Raw genomic sequence first — 24232 nt, 5'->3', positions numbered from 1 at the left:
ATAAGATATAAGTATTTTATTTGTCTTTAAAATTATGCATACAAATCTATACAAATCATGTAAAGCTTAAAATACTATATTAAAAACAACTTCTAAAAAGGGGCTGTCTCAAAATAGGGATAAGTCTCTTTTTCATTGTTTAAATAATGAAAATATATTTGATTTCATACAAAAAAAGAGTGCCTCATGAACCAAAAAGCTCATTTTGAGACATCCTCTTTCTATTGTGCATATAAAAAAATATTTTTTTATGCTACATTTAATTATTATTTAGCTTGGATTATATTTAACCATTATTCAGTTTCTATTATATTTAATTATTATTCAGCTTCCCTAATTCTTTCAACAATACTATCCTTAGAAACATTATGATAAACTATTAAAGGCACTATAGACGTTATCAAAAATACTATTAATATACTTATTATAAGCGCCCCTAATGGATAAGCATACACAGAATATCTTAATTTCATAATATTAAACCCTAAAAATGTTGCGATACTTCCAAAAGTAAGATTTACAATAGTTATTATCACCCCATAATAAAAACCTTCAAGCATTATCATTCTTTGAAGCTGTTTTCTTGTCATTCCTACTGCCTCAATCATTGCAAACTCTTGTTTACGAGACATTATATTTGTTATCATAGTATTTATAAAGTTTAGCACTCCAATCAATCCTATTATAAATACCGCACTCATACCTACAATCTTTATAACCTTTTGACTCTCTCTTGCCTCTTCTATATAGATATTTTTTGAATAAACTTTTGTATATGGATTATTGTATTTCTTATTCAAATTATTTATTTTATTTTCAACAGACTTCACATCACCATTTATATCAATTACCAGATTTTCTATATATGGCTTTATAACCATATTTTTAAAGTCATTTTCATTAATGTACATCCCCATATTAAAATTTTGTGCACCATCAAAAACTGCCATGACTTTAAACTCTTTATCTATATATCCTTTCCCTATAGTATCTCCTTTTAAATATCTAAACTTAATTTTATCTCCTGCTTTTATTTTACTTCCTTCATGTCCAGTAATTACTACATATCCACCTTCATCAAATTTTTTCTCATCTATAGAACCTGACAGTATTTTAGAATTCTTTTGAGAATATATAATATTGTTTTTTGATAGTTTACTTAATAATCTACCTGAAGATAATCCAACTGTATCTGAGGCTAAAAAACCATTATTTTCTGCAATTTCTTTTGGGTCTCTGCCCTGAAGAAATTGCTTTTTATATTCTTCATCTACTTTTTGAGTCAATATCTCATCTTTTAAATCTCCTTCATAAACTATATAACTTAAATCCTTATACACCTTACTTACATTACTCACTCCATCAAGATTCTTAATATCTTTTATAAGATTTTCGTCAATTGGAGCAACTTCGTTATCTTCAGATTTAGCAGTGTCTGCAAGTCCATGACGTATTTCTATATCCCCTAACATCATACCTTCAGCAGCTCTTTCTGGATTAGAGCTACTTATAATTGCAGATACAGTCAAAAATATTATACAACTTAGTGACATAGAAACTAAAACTAAAATAGCTTTGCGTCTATTTCTAAACACATTTGCAAATGCCATCTTATGAATTTTAGAACCACTTTTCCCTCTTTTAGACTTACGTTTAATCTTATTACTTTTATCACTATATCTTACAGCATCTATAGGAGATACAGAACTTACAATCTTAGCAGGTTTTTTGCATGACAATCTAACAGTTACATATGAAAATACAACGGCAAATACAAATATTAACGGATTAAAATATTCAAATGCAGTTTTATTTAATCCATCCATAAACTTACCAACTAGAGGAACAAACACTATTCCTATTAAAAATCCCAATAATAAACCTATTGGTATAGCTATTATACATAATCTATTAGCTTGTTTAATAATCAATTTTTTTAATTGATATGGAGATGTTCCTATTGTTTTTAATAATCCATAATATTTTATATCTTTAACAACTGAAATATAAAAAATATTATAAATTAATAAATATCCACTTAAAAGTATAAGCATTACAATTAAGATTATTGGTAATACATTTTTAACAACTTCTTTGAAAGTAGTTGCTTGTTTACTTAAATATATAGGATTTATAGTTGATTTTCCTGAATAAGGTTGGATTTTCTCAGTTAGTTTATCAAATTTAGACTGCAAATCTTTATCATTAAAAAAATTAAAGGATACACTTGTAGGAGCTACTTCATTTGTTTTTTTGTAATTATCATAGAAAGCTTCACTCGTAAATACATCATGAAGAGGTATTGCTGTAGCTGTTTTGTATTCAAAATATCCAACTAGTTTAAATTTGAACGTTTCTTTTTCATTAGTTAGTACCCCATCTTTAGTTTTTGGAATTATTAATTTTACTTCAGCACCTATTTTATGAGGTACATCTAACATATCTAATATCTTTGTAGGCATGACTATTTCATCATTATTTTTTGGTAAACTCCCTTCAATCATCTCTACATTTGCAGCATTTTCAAGACTTTTTTTATCATAAACGGTTAAATTCACTGTCTGAGTTGAAAACTCTGGATTTTTTAAACTTGCTATGTTTTTTACTATTCCAATACTGTTTTTGTCTACTGAACTATCTTTTTTTATAATTTCAATTTGCCTATTACTTAAAGCTTGAAATTGAACATAGTTCTTTGTCCCATATTCCATAGCTTTGTAACTATTAAAAGCGTCCAACATACTATATCCCACTGTAAACAATGATGTAAACAAAACTGTTGTCAATACTATTGCAAGCACTGAAACTATATTTCTCATTTTATTTGTTTTGAAACTTCTATTACTTAACTTTTTTATAATTTCCTTATTGTTATTTTGTAACATTGTTCTCACCTCTATTTACAACTTTTCCATCCTCAATCCTTATAATTCTATCAGCCATTTGAGCAATTTGTTCATTATGAGTTATCATAATTATAGTTTGGCTAAACTTATTACTAGTAACTTTTAAAAGTCCTAGCACATCTTGTTCTGTTTTGCTATCTAAATTACCTGTTGGTTCATCAGCTAGTATTATTGATGGTTTTGTTGCTAAAGCTCTTGCAATAGCTACTCTCTGTTGCTGTCCTCCTGATAGATTATTTGGTAGGTCATCCACTTTTTGACTTAATCCTAAAACTTCTATTATCTCATCTATATATTTAGTGTCTATTTTACATCCATCAAGTTCTATAGGTAATACTATATTTTCATAAACATTTAGTATTGGAACTAAATTATAATTTTGAAATATAAAGCCTACATTACGTCTTCTAAATATTGTAAGTTCTTCATCATCCATAGCAAATATATCATTATTATCAACAATTACTTTTCCATCACTTGCTCTATCAAGTCCCCCTATCATATGTAACAAGGTACTTTTTCCACTACCTGAAGTCCCAACTATAGCTACAAACTCCCCTCTATTTATACTTATATTTATTCCATCTAAAGCTTTTACTATATTTTCACCTTTTCCATAATATTTTTTTAAATTATTAGTCTCCAGTATTTTCATAATCAAATCTCCCTCTTACTTTATTTTATATATTTTTTAATTGTATATTAAACTTTCACGCTTATTGATTCCTTACTTAGATATTATCATGTAAGCCCCTATCCAATCCTCACAGTGCTGTTATATTTTAGATATGAATTATAACAATTTTGAGATATTTTGTGATATTTATTGAAGTGAAACTAAAAATAGTGCATATAATGTTATCTAATAAACACTATATACACTACTTCTAAGAATTTTTGATTTTATTTTCAAGTTATATATTATAAGCATCAATTTTAAATAAATGCTAAGTCTAATTTTTCATATAAATATTAAATGTAGTTCCAATATTTTTTTGAGAATCTACTTTTATATATCCATTCTGTTTATTTATAATTTCTCTTGCTAAGTACAATCCAACTCCAATACCTTCTATATTCCCAACTTCTCTACTTCTATAGAACCTTTTAAATATATTGTTTATTTCACTCTCATCTATACCCATTCCATTGTCACTTATGATAATTTTAGTGAATATATCCATTTTATCAGTCTTTATACTTATCTTTCCTTCCTCATTGGTATACTTTACTGCATTTTCTATAATATTAAATAAAGCTTCACTAGTCCACTTTTTATCGTGACAAACTTCAATTTTATCATCTAAATCAATTTCTAGTAATATATTTTTTTCTTCTAATTTTAAAAAGACTCCACTTAATGCACTTGCAATAGTATCACTTATTCTGCTTTTAGTCGTATTCAAAGATATAATACCAGTTTCTAACCTAGAAATTTTTATAAGTGCTTTTCCCAGCCAGTCCAATTTATTTACCTGACTTTGCATGTTTTCTAAAAACAATACTTGATTCTTTCTATCTAACTCTTTTTGTATTAGAGTCTCATTATACATAGATATATTAGCTATTGGTATTTTTATTTGATGCGATATATCTGATATTAAAGTTTTTATATTTTCTTTCTCCTCTGAATACTTGCTGTTTTTAACTTCCATAACCTCTATCATATATTTAATTTTATTTTGAACTTTTGCAGTTAAAGTATCTTTATTTAAATCAAAATGCATATTTTTATTACCCGATATAAATTCATCTATGTTATATATGATATTACTACTAAATTCAACTATGTCTTTTCTTATTTTATATACAAAAAATAACGATATAAAAAACATAGTAAATATAAAAATTAAAATTATACAATTAATATTTACAATAAATTCAGCTAAGTCAGGATGCACATATAAAATTTTGTTAGTTTGCATTCTTATTATTATTAAGGATAGACATGATACTATGAAATATATAATAGAAATGTTCTTGTAATAGCTCTTATTTAAACTTTTATTATTTTTCATCTTGTTCACCAACCCACATATACCCTATTCCATAAATAGTTCTTATGTACTTATGCTTTGATGTTTTCTGGTCTATTCTCTTTCTCAATCTATTTATATTTACAGTCAATGCATGTTCTTCCATATACTCACTATCATTGTCCCATATTGCATCTATCAATGCTTGTCTTGTAACTATTTCATTTTTATGTTGCACCAATTTCTTTAGAATTCTATATTCTATAGGTGAAAGGATTATATTTTCGCTATTTCTAGTTACAATCATATTATCAAAATTAAATTCAAATTCTCCCTCAAATAAGACCTCTTCTTGTATTTCAACATTACATCTTCTAAGCAGTGCTTTTATTCTTTGTATCAATATGTTTATACTAAATGGCTTTGTTATGTAATCATCTGCTCCTATCTTAAATCCATTTACAATATCAGATTCCATATCACATGCTGTCAAAAACAGAATACCTACTTTTGAGCTAGCTCTTATTTCCTTGCACAAGTCAAATCCATTTCCATCAGGAAGATTTACATCTAATATCATTAAATCTATTTTTTCTTTCTCAAATTTCTCTTTAGCTTCTTTTAGACTATATGTTGGTACAACTCGAAATCCATCACTTTGTAAGTTAAAACATATACCATTATTAAGCATAATATCATCTTCTACAACCATTATAGTTTCCATTTTATTTCCTCCATATTTTTTATACACATTAAATCATTGAGTTTCCTATTTTATTATACTAATTTTATTTTCTAAAAAACTATTATTCTCTTAAGTTTTCATTAATTCAAAATAAAAAGAGCGTATATTTAGTAATTTTAACTAATATACACTCTTCATTTTTTATAAGTTTATAAATATTCTATTTTAGTTTACCATAGTCTTCATCAGATACAGGCTCCAACCATTCATTGAAGGCTCCCTCTGCTGGTACTTCTACAGCTAGATGCTGAAACCAACTATCTGGTGCAGCTCCATGCCAGTGTTTTACATCTGGTGGTATATTAACTACATCACCTGCATGCAATTCCTGAGCTGGTTTTCCAAACTCTTGATAATATCCTCTACCTCCAGTTACAAGTAAAATCTGTCCACCCTTATGATGTATGTGCCATGAATTGATTGTAGAAGGAGCAAAAGTCACATTACCAATTCCCACACCCTTAGTAGTAAGCATATTTAAATAACATTCTCCTGTAAAATACTGTGCAAATGCTTTGTTTTCTTCCCCAATAGGGAAAACTGCTCCTGTACCTAAATCTCTTTCTCTATCCATATTTAATACCTCCTATGCCTTGCTTAACTATTCTTACATTTTTAGTATACGACTTAAAGTTAACTCAAGGTCAATAGCTTTTCAGTATTATCATAATTTAATTTTTGGATTAACTTTATTCTTTTAAGTCATCATAACTTGTTATAGATTTTTTTACATTCAGTAATTGGTCTACAAATTGATTCGCAGGAGCATTTAAAATATTTTCAGGAGTATCATATTGTTGAATGACTCCATGATTCAATACTAAAGTTTTTGTACCCAAAATCAAGGCCTCATAAATATCATGTGTAATAAAGATAATCGTAATTCCTGTTTTTTTATGAATTTCTTTTATCTCTTTTTGTAACTGTTTTCGTGTAATTTCATCAACAGCTCCAAAAGGTTCATCCATCAATAAGATTTCTGGTGAAGAAGCTAAAGCACGTGCAATCCCTACACGCTGTTGCTGACCACCTGATAATTCAGATGGGTATCTTGTTTTCATATCATTTGGTAATCCCACGATTTGCATCCATTTGTCTACAGCATTTTTTATCTCTAACTTATTTTTTCGATTAAGGAGATTTGGCACATATGAAATATTTTCTTCAACAGTCATATGAGGAAAAAGAACACTTCCCTGCACACAATAGCCTATTTTTCTTCTTAATTTAATTAAGTCCTCATTTTTAATGTCTGTTTTATTAATTAAAATATCTCCTCCATCTGGCAAAATAAGACCATTAATCATTTTTAGAAGTGTTGTTTTTCCACTTCCAGATGACCCAATAACAGTTAAAAATTCTCCTTTTTCTATATCTAAATTTAGATTATTTATGATTGTTTTATCATTATATTGTTTTTCAATATTTTTAAATTGTATAATAGGTGTCATTATATTTCCTCCAATTATAAAAGTCCCTTTTTGTTCAAAAACTCACGTGCAACTTCTCTAGGCTCTAAATTATTATTTTCTACATCGTAATTCAATTTAGCCATCTCTTTATCAGTTAAAATATTTTTAACCATCTGAAATACTTTTGAAAGTTCTGGATGTTCCTCTAACACCTCTGAACGAATAACATTTCCACATTGATAAGATGGATAAAAGCTTTTATCATCATTTAAAACTACAACATCTGAAACACTATACTGACCATCAGTTGTAAATATAGGCATTACATCAATTTTTCCCTCATTGATTGCCTGATATTTAAGTCCAATATCTAAATCAACTGTGTTTTTAAAGTGTAAGTCATAGGTATTACATAGTGGAGTATAGCCATCTTCTCTTTCATAAAAATCATACTCTGCACCAAATATCAATTTAGAAGATATATCTCTCAAATCTGAGATATTCTTTAATTTATATTTATCTGCAATTTCTTTTCTGACTGCCAACGCATAACTATTAGAAAAACCATACATCCCAGTCCACTGCATTTTAAGTTTAGTTTTATATTCAGATTGTAATTTTTCAAACATATTTTCAGTGTATAATTCATTTTTCTTCAGTACCATATTCCATCCTGTCCCTGTATACTCTGGATAAATATCAAATTCTCCATTCTCCATAGCTGGCTGAATATTGGATGTTCCTCCGCCTACACCTTGTGTAATTTCTACTTTTAAATCTGTATTTTTTTCAATTAAAATATCCAACATTTCACCAAGAATATATTGTTCAGTCATTGGTTTTGTAGCAATATGAATAGTTTGAGTCTTTGCAGAGTTAAAAAAATAAGATGTAAAGATAGTTGTTATGAGGATAAGACTTCCTAGAATGGCAAATACTTTTTTCCTATTTTTCTTTTTTCTTTTTCTTTGTAAAAATCTTTCTACTAATCCTAGAATAAAATCAAATAACAAAGCCAATAGAGCAATAAGAATGCTTCCAGTGACTGTCATTACTGTGTTGTTTGTTGTGATTCCTCTATATATAGCTACCCCCAGACCACCAGCACCTATAAATGAAGCGATACCAGTCAATGCAATTGTCATAATAACCATGTTTCTAATCCCAGACATAATAACAGGTAAGGCTAGTGGAAGTTTTATTTTATATAGTATCTGAAAGTCTGTACTTCCCATACCTTTCGCTGCTTCAAGTATATTTTTATCTACGTTAGTAATTCCAGTATATGTATTTCTAACCATAGGTAATAATGCATATATAGTAAGAGCAATAACAGCTGTAGTATTTCCAATTCCAGATAATGGTATCAAAAAACCTAACATAGAAATAGATGGTATAGTGTATAGAAAATTGATAGTCCCCAAGATGGGCTTAGAAGACTTGTGAAATTCACTTACAATGATACCAATTATACCACCTAAAACAATTGCAATTATTATAGAAATAATAGAAATTGTCAAATGTTCGATGGATAGTTTTATAAAAAAATCACTTCTTTCAGATAATAGCGTTAGCATATCGTTTAGCATTACTTACACTCCTTTTATGAGTTTTACTTAATAAGATTCAAATTATAAAATTATAGTTTAGTTATAGACTGCATCTTACTACACTAAGTAAATTATTCCATAAATTACATGTTAAGGTCATAATACAAAACTTTCAAGTAGACACTAAAAAGTAACTAATAGAAAATCCTACCTTGTCAATCTTCATGAAAATAATAAAAAATGTCAGAACCGTTAAAAACTTGCTATTTAAACGGATTTCTGACACTATATTTAATTAAATTTGAATATTTATCATATTATTTATTATTGTTAAACTTAACTATCATATTATATACCCATTATATTTACTCATATATCATCTATATTTATTGTATTTTATTTATTATACTATATATTTTGCTGTTAGCGATATTTTATTGTTAGACAATTGTTTTGGAGTTCCTTCAAAGATTACTTTCCCACCTTTTGTCCCTCCCTCAGGACCCATATCAATAATCCAATCTGCTCTTTTAATTATATCTATATTATGTTCAATTATGATAACTGTATTTCCATTATCTACAATCTCTTCAATTATACTTATAAAATTTTCAATGTCAGCCATATGAAGACCTGTTGTCGGCTCATCTAATATATACACTGAACTTTCCTTATTTAATTCATTAGCAAGCTTTAATCTTTGACACTCTCCTCCAGATAATGTATCCAGAGTTTGCCCTAAAGTAAGGTATCCGATTCCCATTTTTTCAATGCACTGTAATTTCTTTTTAATCTGTTTTAGACTAAAAAATTCAATCGCATCTGAAACTGACATTTCAAGAATTTCTATTATATTTTGCCCTTGAAATCTATATTCTAAAACTTCTTTTTTAAATTTTTTTCCTTCACAAATATTGCAAGTACTTTTTATACTTTCCATAAATGCAAGGTTTGTTTATACTGTTCCAGAGCCTTTACAATTATCACAAGCTCCTTCTGAATTTGAGCTAAACAAAGACGCTTTAACACCATTTACTTTTGCAAAACTGTTTCTTATATCGTTCATAATTCCACTATATGTTGCTAAGCTTGACCTAGAATTAGCTGATACAGGGCTTTGGTCTATTAATACAGCATCTGTATTTTGCTTTAAAAATTCATGTTTAATTAATGTACTCTTACCAGCTCCTGCTACTCCTGTCACTAAAGTTAATACACCTTTAGGTATCTTTATAGATATATTTTTTAAATTGTTTTTATTACAATCTTTAACCTCTAAATATCCTCTATGTTCTCTTACATTTTCCTTAATAGAAAGAGCTTTATTTAAGGCATTTCCTGTCAATGTCCCACTTAAAAGCAACTTTTCATAACTTCCTTCATATACAACTTTACCCCCATACCTACCAGCTTTTGGACCTACATCTACAATGTGGTCTGCAATTTTAATAACATCTGGGTCATGCTCAACAACTATAATTGTATTTCCTTTATCACGTAATTTTCTTAGAAGATTATTTAATTTATAAACATCTCTTGGATGAAGACCTATACTTGGCTCATCAAAAATATACATCAAATCTACAAGGTTACTATTTAAATATTTTACCATCTTTACACGCTGAGATTCTCCACCTGATAGTGATGATGTTTCTCTATCTAAAGTTAAGTACCCTAGACCTATATCTATGATGTTATTTAGTTTTTCTAGTATTCCTTTAAGTAGAGGTTGTGCTTCTGGCTCATTTATATCTTTAATAACCTTAACTAATTCATCAAGTTGCATACTTGTCAAGTCTGCAATATTGTAGCCATTAATTAAAGATTTATATACGCTTTCATGAAGTCTTCTTCCATTGCAAACAGGACACTTGTCTTCTATAAGGAGTTTACTCAATTTTTTCTTAGTAGTCTCAGAAATTTCTCCTTCTTTACTTAGATATAGACGATTAAACTTAACCATTAAGCCTTCATATGTCATATTTATTTTTCCAGTTTCTTCTACTATAATCTTTTCTGGCTCACCATATAAAAATTTTTTCAGCTCTTTCTCTGAATAATCACATATTTTCTTATCAATATTAAAGTATCCTGATTCGGCAAATATATTCCAGTGCCAAGAACCCACTCCGAAACCTGAAAGCAAAATAGCACCCTCATTTAGCGATTTATTCATATCAAGAATATGCTTCATGTTAGGTATTAGTTTTTTCCCAAGCCCATGACAATCTGGACACATACCATTAACATCATTAAAGGAAAACATGTTAGCATTACCTATATGCTTGCTTCCAAATCTAGAATATAAAGCCCTTAAAAAGGAATTTACATCTGTGATAGTACCTAAGGTTGACCTTGAATTACCTCCAAGTCTACTTTGGTCTATAATAATCGGTGTTGATAAATTTTCTATACAATCAGCTTTAACTTCTCCATACTTAGGTAAAAAACTTCTTACAAAAGTACTAAATCTCTCATTTAATTGACGTTGTGATTCTTTTGCAATTGTTTCAAAAACAATAGATGATTTTCCAGAACCAGATACACCTGTAAATATAGTTATTTTTCTTTTTGGTATTTTTAATGAAATATTATCTAGATTATTTTCCTTACATCCTTTTAAAACTATAAATTCATTACCCATACTTTAACCTCCTAAATTGTTTTTATAGCAAATTATAGCACGTGACCTATCCCTTGGTTGTATACTGTAGGGTTTAAAATTTCATATAAAAAGTCTATATAAACTTATTAAGAGCATAAAAAAAGTACCTCAAAATGATTTTTAAAATCATAACTGAGATACTAAACCTTGTCTAATCATAATATATTCTTATTATCCTCAAATACTTTTTTATCATTAGTAAATAATATTTTTAAGATACCTTTATGTAAATTACTTTAATCTTCACTTAACACAGACGTAAGTTCAGGGTCATTTAAAAGGTTTTCAAAATAGCTATGTGCTGAGATATACCCTATACCATACATTTTTCGTTTTGAATTTACAACCTTATATTCATAACACGCACTTTTGACCTTACTATAATCATTAAAATTAGTTGCTTTATAAATAGCTCTTTCATTTCTTGGTATGTACCTTACATATTTTGGTTTTATAAAATACAAGTCATCTTTTATCTTACGTTCACGTTTAAGCTTCTTTAAAACTGCCCCATTTTTTCTATGCATTATATGGTCATCGTACTTATAATGATGAGCTATATGAGTGACATCACCCTTAAATTTATGTTCAAAATCTAATATTGTCTTTTCCATTAACTTATAATGTGTCCCCTCTTTTTTATCTATATCAGCAAGTATAATTATATTTTGTTGTTTTACTCCAAGCTCTTTTAGTGCTGACTTAAATTCATTGTTCCTAAGCTCTTCCTTTTGCTTCCTAGTTAAATTTCTAAATTTAGTATTAGCTCTAAAAACGTTCACTCCAGAGCCATCTGATACCAACACAACATATACATTATCAGTTCCACATTGTTTTATTGCATTAACAATAGCACTTCCTCCCCATAAGACTTCATCATCTTGATGCTGTGGGTAAAATACAGCATTAGATTTAAATTTTCTGCTATTGCTCTGTGGAATAGGTGTCTCGAGTTTACCATTAAGGTTAATAGCCATTATAAATATCATAAACAGTATTAATATACTTATGACTATGTGCTTTTTTTTGTTTTCCATTCTTAAAATTTTCTCCTTTTTATCAATTCAAATATCTTGTAAATTTTTGTTGTAAATAGGTTAAAATACACAAATTATTTTACAATAATTTGTAGCTTTATACAATCTTTGACACAAGGCACAATAAACTAAAAAAGCTCTCCAATCGCAATATTACAAATACTGCAATTAGAAAGCCCTTTAATTCTTAAAATTTATTAAGTTTATCTTTCTCAACATATCTTAGATTTCTTTCTTAACATCTTTAACATATAATTCTTATTTTTAATGAATTATATTTAAATTTCTATATTAATACTGATATTTTAATATTCCACATTCATTTTATTCTACATTTCCTTTAAAATTTCAATCAACTCTTCTTCACTATACATATATTTCTCGTTACAGAACTGACATCCAACTTCTGCCTGTTTATCTTCTTCTATTATTTGAGCCAAAGATTTTTTCCCTATTGCCACTAAAGCAGTTTTCACTCTTTCCTTTGAGCACTCACACTCAAATCCAACTTCACAAGTATCAAGTACTTTAGGCTCTAAACCATCTAAAACTCTATTTAATATATCTTCTGGTAAGTTTCCTTCCTTTAACATATTAGTTATTGAAGGTAATTTAGCTACATTTTCTTCTAATTTTGCGATAGTTTCTTCTTCTGCATCTGGCATTAATTGAACTATAAAGCCTCCAGCAAACTCAACTTCATCCTCTTTTGTAAGAACACCTAAAGCCACCACTGATGGAGTTTGTTCTGACACTGCAAAGTAATAAGTAAAGTCTTCTGCAATTTCTCCACTTACTAATGGATAAGTTCCATTATATGGCTCTCTAAGACCTAAGTCTTTAATAACTTTTACAACACCTTCTGTCCCCACTGCTGCTGCAACATTCAACTTTCCATTTGGATAATCTTCAACTTCTACATGAGGATTTCCTACATAGCCTTTTACTATCCCCTTAGAATTTGCTGTTGCGATGATAGTTCCAATTGGTCCACCACCTTTTATTATTACAGTCAATTTATCACTGTCATTTTTCATCATCAATCCCATTATAGATGTTGCTGTTAATGTTCTACCAAGTGCTGCTGTTGCTACTTTTGTAGTTTCATGTAATCTTCTAGCTTCTTCTACTGTATTTCTAGTAGTTGCAACAAATGCTCTAACTTGACCATTTCCTGATGTCGCTCTTAGTACATAATCTTTCATCTGTATTCCTCCACATTTTGTTAATCATACTATTTTTCTATATTATTATTTTTTTCTATATTACTACTTTAAATTACTTTAATTTTTAATACAGAAAACTTTACCTTTTTTATTTTTACCAATAATATTTTATATCTTCATCAATAATATTTTATATCAATAACACTTCTTTTTGTACACAACAATAAAAGCTTTATTTTTTACATACAAAGAATATCCTTTGACTTTCTTCATTAGGTTTTTCAAATGTAAAATCTCCATAAAATTTTATATCCCTAAATCCAGATTTTTTAAGCATATCAACTATTTCATCCTCAGTATATGCCCTTTGTTGATGTACTTCTTCAAATCTTTCAAACTTTCCATATTCATCTTTAATAAAAAATGTCAGTTCCATTTCAATCAAATTTTCTTCATCATCAAAGTAATTTTGCCACATATAAGCTATATCTTCTCGGTTTTCTCCATACATATTATTTCCTAATATATTGGCTAATTTATAAAATGAACTTATATCAAATATAAAGATTCCATCTTTCTTTAATAATTCATATGTTTTTGAAAATACATTTTCTAAATCATCATCATAAGTTATATAATTAAATCCATCACAAGCACAAAGTACACAATCCAAATCGGATATATCAAAGTCCAGCTCTGATATATCTTGTTGAAGTAAAACTAACTCTACGCCTTCTTTTTCTGCCTTTTCTCTTGCTACACTAAGCATTTCATCAGATATATCAATTCCAGCTATATCATAGCTCTTTTTAGTTAATGGAATTGTGAGATTACCTGTACCACATGCTAATTCCAATATATTTTTTACTTTTACACCTTCATTAGCTATTATATCTTCTATATATTTAACCCATCCATCATAATCAACTTCATTCATAAGTTCATCATATACAAACGCAAAATCACTATATTGACTCATCCTTTTTATTCTGCCCCTCCACAATCTTTCTCAGCCTCTTTTTGCGTGATGTAAGCATACCTCCAATTCTTCCAGCTTCTTTAGCTGTAAGTCCTGCCCACCCACGTTCTCCAACTTTGTCCATAAGACCTAGTTCAGAGGCTATCTCATATTTCATTATATCATCATTTGTCAATATTTTAGTATTCTTGCCATTAGTTATCTTCTTTTCTCTTTTCATATTTTCTTTCAAAAAAATCACCCCTTCTTATTTGTATTTTTGTCAATTAAAAGAAATTTATACAAATAAGTAAGGGGTATTTATCAATTCATATGTTTTTAAATGTAAGTATTTTAAATTTATGACTTTTTAAAATTATTCTTTCTAAGTATGTGTTATTTATAATTTTAATATATGTTATTTACAGTCTTACCAAAAAAATTGACCTTTTTATATAAGCTATCTACAACTTATTCATTACAAAACTGAATATATTTTAATCTATTGCTTTTTTATATTTTAATAGTTTTGCATAGACATTTAGTGCATTCACACATATTTTTTCATCAAAGTTAAAGTTTATATTATGAAGTCCATTTACAAATCCTTTTTTTTCATTTCTTGAACCCAACATAAAGAACAGTCCTGGAACTTCTTTTTGATAATAAGAGAAATCTTCTGATATCATAAGTGGGTCTAATTCTATAGCCGTATCCTTTCCAACAGCTTCTACAAACTCTTTATACAAGTCCTTATCATTTTTAACAGCTATATAATCATCCATAATATTTATATTTACCTTACAGTTATAAGACAATTCAAAGCCTCTAGCAAGTTCTTTAACTCTAAGTTTCATTCTCTCATACACTTCTGGATTAAAACATCTAATAGTGCCTTCCATCTTTATATTTTCAGCTATTATATTTCTTCTAGCCCCTCCTTCAATTCTACCTATAGTCAACACTGCATTGTCTATTGGACTTATATTTCTTGATACTATAGTTTGAAGTGAACTTATAAAGTTTGAAGCTATCACTATACCATCAATTCCATTTTGTGGCATAGCTCCATGTCCACTTTTAGATACTATTTCTATATCAATATCTCCTATTTGAGCCATGAAGTATCCTTCTCTTGTACCTACATAACCTTCTGGTAATTCTGGGTATATATGAAGCCCATATATCTCATCCACATTGTATTTTCTAAGCACACCTGCATCTATCAATGCTTTTGCTCCACCTGGTCCTTCTTCTGCTGGTTGGAATATAAATACAACATTATCATTTAAATCTTCTTTATTATCATTTAAATACTCAATTAATCCAAGCAATATAGTAGCATGTCCATCATGGCCACATAAGTGTTTTACACCTTCTTCACTACGAAGACCATCTATATCAGCTCTAAAAGCTATATCTTTTCTTGGCCTTTTGCCTTCTATCACACCTACTATTCCTGTTTCTAAATAAACTTCATATTCAACTCCTATTTTATCAAGATAATCCCTTATATATTTTGAAGTCTTATACTCTTTTCTTCCAATTTCTGCAATAGGATTTAATGCATTCCTATGCTTGTAAAGTTGTTCTTGTAAATACGATGCCTCTCTCATGTAATCTCCTCCAAATTATAATTTATTATAAAAATATTTCTATATCTCTTATAATTAAAATATTATATAATATACTTTCATATTTAAAAATAAAAAACTAAATTGAATATAAAAATATTTTGCATTATTAAATAATTCACCATTAATAATAATTCCCCTGTTTCATAAATCAAAACAGGGGAATTATTATTGAAAAATTTTTAATTTTAGCAAGAGAAGAAGTGTTTAGCAAGTCCACCTTTTGCAGTTTCTTTGTATTTATCCATCATATCGATACCAGTTTCTTTCATTGTTTCAACGACTTGGTCCAAGGAGACAGAATGTGAGCCATCAGTTAATAATGCATACTTAGCTGCATCATAAGCTCTTTGAGCTGCCATTGCATTTCTTTCTATACATGGAATTTGAACATATCCATATACAGGGTCACAAGTCATTCCTAGATGATGTTCAAGTGCTATCTCTGCTGCATATTCAATATGGTCTATAGTACCACCCTTTAAATACGCTACTGCCGCTGCTGCCATCGAACAAGCTGCTCCAACTTCACCTTGACATCCTACTTCTGCACCAGATATTGATGCATTAGTTTTTATTATATTTCCAATTATTCCAGCTACAAGTAATGCTTCAATTATTTTTTCATCATCGTATTTATAAAAATCTTGCATTGCAAAGAATATTCCTGGTATTACCCCAGCAGAACCACAAGTCGGTGCTGTAACTATTATATTACCAGAAGCATTTTGCTCTGAAGCTGCTAGTGCATATGCATATACAAGTGTTGAAAAACTTTTATCTTCTTGATACGCTTTATAAAAATTATTTGCTCTTCTTTTTAATAATAATTTACCTGGTATTACTTCATCTGTGCTTAGTCCATCATCAATAGATTTTCTCATAGCATCTTTTATAGTTTTTATATAGTCTTTTATATCAGATGGTTCACATTCTAACACAAAATCAACTAAAGTTTTATTATTTTCTTTACACCATTTTACTATTTCATCCATAGTGTCTAAGTGATATATACTATTGCTTTTACTGTTTCTTTGACCTTCTTCTGCTATAGTTCCTCCACCAACAGAATATACAGTCCATTCAGCTGTCACATTTCCATCTTTATCTAAAGCTTCAAACTTCATTCCATTTGGATGAAAATCTTTTATTATATCTTCCTCCCAAACGATTTCAACTTTCTTTGGAGCTATAGTTTTTTCAATTATATAATCTGTTAAGTGACCTTTTCCTGTAGCAGCTAAACTACCATATAATATTGCTCTAAAACTTTCTGCATCTGGATTTTCATTTTTAAATCTTTCCGCTGCTCTTTGTGGCCCCATAGTATGAGAACTTGAAGGTCCACTTCCTATTTTAAAAAGTTCCTTTAAAGTATCCATATTATTCCTCCTAAATTTTCTATGTTAATGCTTATTATTTATTTTTACGCACATATTTATTATAACCTAAATATATTAATTATTAGTTATTAAATTCGCATAAAATTTATTTTTTATTTCCATTTTGGTATATTTTATTAAATTAATATGCATATTTTGAGAATAAAACATTTATTTTAAATTTTTTTAATATTAATATAATATAAATATCTTACTTTATACAGTTAAGATATTAACTATACCTATTAAAATTAATTAATTTGTACTATAATTATTATTGTACTTAAAAAATTAAATTTAAATAAAAAAGGAGATTTGATTATATGTTATTTAAAGGTTCTGCTGTTGCTTTAGTTACCCCATTTACGGAGGATAACAATGTCAACTTTGAAAAATTAGGTGAATTAATCGAATACCATATTGAAAATGACACAGATGCACTAGTTGTTTGTGGAACAACAGGTGAAGCTACTACTATGAGTGAATCTGAGATTTTTGCTGTAATAAAATATACAGTTGAAAAAGTCAACAAGAGAATACCAGTTATAGCAGGTACTGGTTCAAACAATACTATGTTGTCTGTTCATATGAGCCAAGAAGCTGAAAAATTGGGAGTGGATGGTCTTTTAATCATAACTCCTTACTATAATAAGACTAATGAAAAAGGTCTTAAACTTCACTTTGAAACAATAGCAAAAAGCGTTAAATTACCAATTATTTTATATAATGTACCAGGAAGAACTAAGGTAAATATAAAGCCATCTGTTGTGGCTGAGCTTGCTAAAATAGATAATATAGTTGCTGTGAAGGAAGCTAGTGGAGATTTAGCTCAGGTTGCAGAAATAGCTAAATTAGTGCCTAAAGACTTCGCTATATACTCCGGTAATGATGATACTATACTACCTCTATTATCATTAGGTGGAAGTGGTGTTATCTCTGTACTTGCTAATATATGCCCTAAAGAAACCCATGATTTAGTAACTAAATTCTTTGAAGGTGACATTGAAGGCTCTAAAAAATTACAACTTGATATGGATACTTTAATTGACGCCTTATTTATAGAAGTAAATCCAGTTCCAGTTAAAACTGCTATGAATATTTTAGGTTTTAATGTTGGAGATTTAAGACTTCCTTTAGCTGAAATGGAAGAAGCTAATCTTAATGTCTTAAAACAAGAATTGACAAATTTTGGATTTAAATTTTAGCAATATTTCTATAAATAAGTTGATTTTTTCTAAAATATGTATTATTATTAGAATAATCAAATTTTAATATCCTATTAACCTAGGGTAGAGGTAGCTGTAAATAAGAGTATCCAATAGGAGCTGGCAAGCGTTAATGATTGGAAAAAGGATTTATAGCCGAAGAAAATATTTCTTGCAATAATATTTTCTGGGATTACACATAAGATGTGTAATACTGTCACTTATTTGTATAGGTGATGAGCTACAGGGTTTACTTTGAGTGATAAACTAGACGTACAAAGTATACCTTTGTACGTTTTTTGTATATAATTAAAGTTGTTAATATAATATTAAAGTTTTTAGACATATAAAAATATTAACATATCTTACTTGTATAGCTAAAATCAAATAATGTTTTAATAATTAAAAATTGGGGTGAATTTAATATGAAAAAAGTAAATGTGGCAATAGTTGGTGCTACTGGAATGGTAGGTAGAACATTTTTAAAAGTATTAGAAGAAAGAAATTTTCCAATAGAAAATCTATTTTTATTCTCTTCTTCTAAATCTGCTGGTTCTAAAGTAATGTTTTGTGGTAAAGAATATATAGTAGAAGAATTAAAAGAAACTTCATTTACTGATAGAGGAATACAAATAGCGTTATTCTCTGCTGGAGGAAGCATTAGTGAAAAATATGCTCCAATAGCTGCATCAAATGGAATCTTGGTAGTAGATAACTCTAGTCAATGGAGAATGAATCCAGATGTTCCTTTGGTTGTTCCTGAGGTAAATCCAGAAGCTATAAAAAAACATAAAGGTATAATAGCTAATCCAAACTGCTCTACTATACAAGCTATGGTTCCTCTTAAACCTCTTGATGACAAATACAAAATTAAGAGAGTTGTTTACTCTACTTACCAAGCTGTATCTGGTTCTGGTGTTAAAGGGGTTGAAGATTTAGAAAAAGGAATGACTGGTAATCCTACTGGATTCTATCCACATCAAATTTCTTATAACTGTCTTCCTCATATAGATTCATTTACTGAAAATGGATATACTAAGGAAGAAATGAAAATGGTAAACGAAACTATGAAAATACTTGATAACTACGACTTAAAAATAACTGCAACTACTGTAAGAGTTCCAGTAAAAAATGGTCATAGTGAATCTATAAACATTGAGTTTAATAATCCATTTGAATTAGAAGACTTAGTAAAAACACTTGAAGAAGCTCCAGGAGTTGTAGTAGTTGATAATCCTGCTAAAAATGAATATCCAACTGCTGTAGAATTTGATGATAGAGATGAAGTGTTTGTTGGAAGAATTAGAAGAGACTTTAGTGTTGATAATGGTGTAAACCTTTGGGTTGTTGCTGACAATATAAGAAAAGGTGCTGCAACTAATGCAATCCAAATAGCTGAAATGGCTATATCATATGATTTAGTATAGTATACAAATTTGTATAAATATATGATTTTGTAAAATATTAATAATAAGTAAAGATAAGCATTAGAAGTAACTGTAATATAAAACACAAAACTAAAAAAGAGGGGATTGATTTTTTATGATATTTAAAGGTTCTGCTGTTGCTCTAGTTACTCCATTTACAAAGGATAGCAAAGTTGATTTTGACAAATTAGGTGAATTAGTTGAATACCAAATCGCTAACGGTACTGATGCTATAGTAGCTTGTGGTACTACTGGCGAAGCTAATACTATGACTGATGAAGAACAACTTGCTACTATTAAGTATGTTGTTGAAAAAGTTAATAAAAGAGTTCCTGTTATCGCAGGAAGTGGTTCTAATGATACTATGCACTCAGTTAATTTAAGTCAAGAAGCTGAAAAATTAGGAGTAGATGCTCTATTAATAATAACTCCTTATTACAATAAAGCCAATAAAGCTGGACTTAAACGTCATTTTGAAACAATCGCTAACAGTGTTAAACTTCCAATTATACTTTACAATGTACCTGGAAGAACTTGTGTTAATATAAGCCCTAGTCTCATAGTTGAACTTGCTAAGATAGATAATATAGTTGCTGTAAAGGAAGCTAGTGGGGACTTAGGACAAGTTGCAGAAATAGCTAGCTTAGTTCCAGACGACTTTGCTATCTACTCTGGTAATGATGATACTATACTTCCTTTATTGTCTTTAGGAGGTCAAGGAGTTATATCAGTACTTGCTAATGTTTGCCCTCAAGAAACACACGATTTAGTAGCTAAATTCTTTGAAGGCGATATAGAAGGTTCTAGAAAATTACAACTTGGTATGGATGCTTTAATCGCTGCTTTATTTATAGAAGTAAATCCTATACCAGTTAAGACTGCAATGAATTTATTAGGATTCAATGTTGGAGATTTAAGACTTCCTCTAGCAGAAATGGACCCAGCAAACTTAGAGGTATTAAAGAAAGAATTAGTTAACTTTGGACTAAAAGTTAATGCATAGTACAAATTAATGCATGATAAAAGACTAAGTTTGGTCAAAAGTTAGCCCTTAATCATAGGAGGAAATTATGTTAAAAGTTATAGCAACTGGTTATGATGGAAAAATGGGCAAGATTTTAGCCGATACTATAAGAGATGATAGTGAACTAGAATTAGTTTGTGTTGCAGCTAGAGGTATGGATAGCTGTGAAGGCAATCTTAAAATTTATGAAGATATGAATGCTATAGTTGAAGAAGCTGATGTAGTTATAGATTTTTCTCATCACTCTAATTTAGATAATATTTTATCTTATGTTTTAAAAACTAAAACTCCTTTAGTAATTGCTACTACTGGATATAATGATGAAGAAATTAATAGAATACATGAAGCGGCTAAAGTTATTCCTGTATTCCAATCATATAATATGTCTCTTGGTGTAAATGTATTAGTGAAATTGGTTAAAGATGCAGCTAAATTATTAGAAGGATTCGATATAGAAATAATAGAAAAACATCACAACAGAAAAGTAGATGCCCCAAGTGGTACAGCTGTTATGATTGCTAACGCTATAAAAGAGGTTTTACCAAACGTTGAAAATAATTATGGTAGATATGGGCGTAGTGCAAAAAGACAACCAAATGAGGTTGGTATCCACGCTATAAGAGGTGGAAATATCGTTGGTGAACATGATGCTCTATTTGCTGGAGATAATGAAGTCCTTACAATAAGTCATCAAGCTCAATCTCGTGGTATTTTTGCAAGTGGTTCTATAGCTGCTGCTAAATACTTGGTTAAACAAAAACCAGGATTTTATAACATGGATAGTATGTTAGGATAGTAAAAATCTATATCACAAGTAAAAAATATAAACAAGTAAAAATATATGATATAACAAATAAATTTACTCAATATTATGCTAAAATAATAATGCTATTAAAAAATAAATAATAGTAAGTATATACTAAAGTTGATAAATTAGTATATCTGAGTATATAATAAAAGAAATATAATGAAATACAAGGAGAATTAACAAATGGTAAATTTAAACGATGCTTATGAAATAGCAAGATATATAAAAGAAGTTAAAAAGAAAACACCTGTTAAAGTATATGTAAATACTAACTCTTTACATTTCCAATCAACTGATAAATTTAAAGTATTTGGAAACAATGGTTCTTATGTATTTGTAGGTGACTATGAAGATATAATGGAAGTATTAGATAAACATGGTAACGATATAATAGATACTCATGTGGAATATGATAGAAGAAATTCTGCTATTCCTCTAAAAAATACTTTAAGTGAACATGCAAGAATCGAACCAGGTGCAATAATAAGAGATATGGTTACTATAGAAAAAAATGCTGTTGTAATGATGGGAGCTGTTATAAATATAGGAGCTGTTATCGGTGAAGGTTCTATGGTAGATATGAATGCTGTTATTGGTGCTAGAGGTACTCTTGGTAAAAATGTTCATTTAGGCGCTGGTGCTGTTGTTGCTGGTGTTTTAGAGCCACCTTCTGCTACTCCTGTTATAGTTGAAGATGATGTTTTAATAGGAGCTAATGCAGTTGTTCTTGAAGGTGTTAGAATCGGTAAAGGTGCTGTTGTTGCAGCTGGTGCTGTTGTAACTACTGATGTAGAAGCTGGTGCTGTTGTTGCTGGTTCTCCTGCTAAAGTTATAAAAATGAAAGACGAAAAAACGGCTGACAAGACTAAACTTATGGAAGACCTTAGAAGCTTAGACTAATTATAAAATAATATTATTGATTAAAAGGTGTCTCTATATGAATTTAATTCATTAGAGACACCCTCTTTTTTATAGCTATTTAATTTATCTTTGTTACATCCCCTTAATTTACTTGCATGCAATTTAAACATTTTTAATTTATTGATTTTCTTACACTCTAATTAAAATATCCTTAATTTACTGATTTTCTTATATACAAGCTAAGCACTCTTGACTTTATTACATATTAATTAAATACTCTTAATTTAATGATATTACTTTTATACTAATAAATTGAGCCACTATTTACTACTGGTTGTGCATCTTTATTACCACAAAGAACAACCAATAAATTGCTCACCATAGCTGCTTTATGTTCCTCATCTAAAGTCACTACATTATTCTCACTTAAATTAGTTAATGCCATCTCTACCATACTTACAGCCCCCTCAACAATCTTTTTACGTGCTGCTATTATAGCTTCTGCTTGTTGGCGTTGTAACATAGCCGCTGCAATCTCTGGTGCATAAGAAAGGTGAGTAATTCTTACTTCACATACTTCAATTCCTGCAATATCTACCCTAGATTGTAATTCTTTTTGTAATTTATCTGCTATCTCTTGACTACTACCACGAAGAGATTTTTCATCACCATCTTCAGACACATCATATGGATAAAGTCTTGAAACATTACGAATAGTTGAATCACATTGAATTGATAAAAAAGTATTATAATTATCAACATTAAATACAGCTTTAGTTGCATCTATAACTTTCCAAATTACAACAACACCTATTATAATAGGATTTCCTAATAAGTCATTAACTTTTTGTTTTTCATTATTAAGAGTCATTGTTTTTAAAGATACTTTCTTTCCTCTTGGATTAGAGGATATATCTACTTTTTCAGTAGATGAAGATTTTGATACATTAATTCCTGATGATGTTGGATTTACTGCTGAACAAAATGGATTTACCCAATAGTATCCTTCTTTTTTTATAGTTCCATAGTAGTTCCCAAATAAAACTAGAACTATAGCTTCTTTTGGGTTAATCATTTTTAGTCCAAAGCACAGTATAAAATCTATCACTATAAATAAAATACTTAAAACTAACATAAACGAACCTATTCCAGTGAATCCATTGTCAAGTTTTATTATTCCAAAAACCATAACACCTATTGAAACTACTAAAAACAAGATAATCATTATCAAAGCTACTACTCCATTAAATGCTTTAGCATCCTTTTCTTGATAAGTTTTTTCTTCATTTAACATAGCCACCTCTCCCATCTTATTATATTAAGTTAAGATACTTCTAATTTAATAATATCACTTTTAATGCTCAAATTGTTGGGTTTAAAATTAATACTCTAAATTTATATATTTTTAAACATGCATCTTTATTAATTTTAATATAATAATATTGATTTTTAAGTAAATTTTATGATATACAAACT

21 protein-coding genes and 1 riboswitch are annotated in these 24232 nt (G+C 28.9%); of the genes, 5 read left to right on the top strand and 16 right to left on the bottom strand.

Annotated features, from left to right (window positions below):
• Positions 1 to 320: 320 nt before the first annotated feature.
• From IC174_RS00910 to IC174_RS00845, 15 genes are all read right to left on the bottom strand, one after another.
• Positions 321 to 2885 (bottom strand): ABC transporter permease, encoded by a 2565-nt coding sequence (locus tag IC174_RS00910; protein WP_227481887.1) that lies wholly within the window; start codon positions 2883 to 2885, stop codon positions 321 to 323.
• On the bottom strand, positions 2872 to 3561 hold the full coding sequence (locus tag IC174_RS00905) for an ABC transporter ATP-binding protein (protein ID WP_227481886.1): 690 nt from the start codon (positions 3559 to 3561) through the stop codon (positions 2872 to 2874). Before IC174_RS00905 ends, IC174_RS00910 begins: the two co-directional genes overlap by 14 nt.
• Before the next feature lie 298 nt (positions 3562 to 3859).
• Positions 3860 to 4924, bottom strand: a complete 1065-nt coding sequence (locus tag IC174_RS00900) for a sensor histidine kinase (protein WP_227481885.1) — start codon at positions 4922 to 4924, stop codon at positions 3860 to 3862.
• Positions 4914 to 5606, bottom strand: coding sequence for a response regulator transcription factor (locus IC174_RS00895; protein ID WP_227481884.1), 693 nt, complete (start codon positions 5604 to 5606; stop codon positions 4914 to 4916). Before IC174_RS00895 ends, IC174_RS00900 begins: the two co-directional genes overlap by 11 nt.
• A 181-nt stretch (positions 5607 to 5787) precedes the next feature.
• Positions 5788 to 6201 (bottom strand): cupin domain-containing protein, encoded by a 414-nt coding sequence (locus IC174_RS00890; RefSeq protein WP_227433735.1) that lies wholly within the window; start codon positions 6199 to 6201, stop codon positions 5788 to 5790.
• Positions 6202 to 6316: 115 nt separating this feature from the next.
• Positions 6317 to 7078, bottom strand: coding sequence for an ABC transporter ATP-binding protein (locus IC174_RS00885; protein WP_227481883.1), 762 nt, complete (start codon positions 7076 to 7078; stop codon positions 6317 to 6319).
• Positions 7079 to 7092: 14 nt separating this feature from the next.
• Positions 7093 to 8628 (bottom strand): glycine betaine ABC transporter substrate-binding protein, encoded by a 1536-nt coding sequence (locus IC174_RS00880; protein WP_227481882.1) that lies wholly within the window; start codon positions 8626 to 8628, stop codon positions 7093 to 7095.
• A gap of 364 nt (positions 8629 to 8992) precedes the next feature.
• Positions 8993 to 9529, bottom strand: a complete 537-nt coding sequence (locus tag IC174_RS21305) for an ATP-binding cassette domain-containing protein (RefSeq protein WP_413927167.1) — start codon at positions 9527 to 9529, stop codon at positions 8993 to 8995.
• Positions 9530 to 9544: 15 nt separating this feature from the next.
• Entirely contained in the window at positions 9545 to 11233 is a 1689-nt protein-coding gene (locus IC174_RS00875; RefSeq protein ID WP_413927166.1) for an excinuclease ABC subunit UvrA, read from the bottom strand.
• A 257-nt stretch (positions 11234 to 11490) separates the two neighbouring features.
• Positions 11491 to 12291, bottom strand: coding sequence for a PIG-L family deacetylase (locus tag IC174_RS00870; protein WP_227481881.1), 801 nt, complete (start codon positions 12289 to 12291; stop codon positions 11491 to 11493).
• A 329-nt stretch (positions 12292 to 12620) separates the two neighbouring features.
• Positions 12621 to 13496 carry an Hsp33 family molecular chaperone HslO gene (hslO, locus tag IC174_RS00865; RefSeq protein WP_227433730.1) on the bottom strand — a complete coding sequence of 292 codons (876 nt, stop codon included), beginning with the start codon at positions 13494 to 13496 and terminating at the stop codon, positions 12621 to 12623.
• Positions 13497 to 13689: 193 nt separating this feature from the next.
• On the bottom strand, positions 13690 to 14436 hold the full coding sequence (locus IC174_RS00860) for a class I SAM-dependent methyltransferase (RefSeq protein WP_227481880.1): 747 nt from the start codon (positions 14434 to 14436) through the stop codon (positions 13690 to 13692).
• Positions 14423 to 14656: a small, acid-soluble spore protein, alpha/beta type gene (locus IC174_RS00855; protein ID WP_227433989.1), complete on the bottom strand. Its 234-nt coding sequence runs from the start codon at positions 14654 to 14656 to the stop codon at positions 14423 to 14425. The genes IC174_RS00860 and IC174_RS00855 overlap by 14 nt, the downstream gene beginning before the upstream one ends.
• A 256-nt stretch (positions 14657 to 14912) precedes the next feature.
• On the bottom strand, positions 14913 to 16031 hold the full coding sequence (locus IC174_RS00850) for an N-acetyldiaminopimelate deacetylase (RefSeq protein WP_227433728.1): 1119 nt from the start codon (positions 16029 to 16031) through the stop codon (positions 14913 to 14915).
• Between the two features lie 206 nt (positions 16032 to 16237).
• The gene (locus IC174_RS00845) at positions 16238 to 17431 is read right to left on the bottom strand and encodes an L-serine ammonia-lyase (protein WP_227433727.1); all 1194 of its coding nucleotides are present in this window, start codon (positions 17429 to 17431) and stop codon (positions 16238 to 16240) included.
• A 323-nt stretch (positions 17432 to 17754) separates the two neighbouring features.
• On the opposite strand from IC174_RS00845, the gene dapA (IC174_RS00840) reads away from it, so the two are divergent.
• From dapA (IC174_RS00840) to dapD, 5 genes are all read left to right on the top strand, one after another.
• Entirely contained in the window at positions 17755 to 18636 is an 882-nt protein-coding gene (dapA, locus tag IC174_RS00840; protein ID WP_227481879.1) for a 4-hydroxy-tetrahydrodipicolinate synthase, read from the top strand.
• 77 nt (positions 18637 to 18713) lie between these two features.
• Positions 18714 to 18888, top strand: a riboswitch (Lysine riboswitch).
• 173 nt (positions 18889 to 19061) lie between these two features.
• On the top strand, positions 19062 to 20063 hold the full coding sequence (locus IC174_RS00835; RefSeq protein ID WP_227433725.1) for an aspartate-semialdehyde dehydrogenase: 1002 nt from the start codon (positions 19062 to 19064) through the stop codon (positions 20061 to 20063).
• A gap of 115 nt (positions 20064 to 20178) precedes the next feature.
• Entirely contained in the window at positions 20179 to 21066 is an 888-nt protein-coding gene (gene dapA / locus IC174_RS00830) for a 4-hydroxy-tetrahydrodipicolinate synthase (protein ID WP_227433724.1), read from the top strand.
• 67 nt (positions 21067 to 21133) lie between these two features.
• On the top strand, positions 21134 to 21883 hold the full coding sequence (dapB, locus tag IC174_RS00825) for a 4-hydroxy-tetrahydrodipicolinate reductase (protein WP_227481878.1): 750 nt from the start codon (positions 21134 to 21136) through the stop codon (positions 21881 to 21883).
• Between the two features lie 195 nt (positions 21884 to 22078).
• Complete coding sequence (dapD, locus tag IC174_RS00820) at positions 22079 to 22795, top strand: 2,3,4,5-tetrahydropyridine-2,6-dicarboxylate N-acetyltransferase (RefSeq protein ID WP_227433722.1); 717 nt, start codon at positions 22079 to 22081, stop codon at positions 22793 to 22795.
• A gap of 265 nt (positions 22796 to 23060) precedes the next feature.
• Here the strand turns inward: dapD and IC174_RS00815 are convergent, their stop codons facing one another.
• Positions 23061 to 24050 (bottom strand): SPFH domain-containing protein, encoded by a 990-nt coding sequence (locus IC174_RS00815; protein WP_227433721.1) that lies wholly within the window; start codon positions 24048 to 24050, stop codon positions 23061 to 23063.
• Positions 24051 to 24232 lie beyond the last annotated feature (182 nt).

It is taken from the genome of Clostridioides sp. ES-S-0001-03 (assembly GCF_020676075.1).
GTDB lineage: Bacteria > Bacillota > Clostridia > Peptostreptococcales > Peptostreptococcaceae > Clostridioides.
The sequence above is the reverse complement of the archived record's forward strand: the minus strand, read 5'-3'. Positions and strand labels throughout refer to the sequence as shown.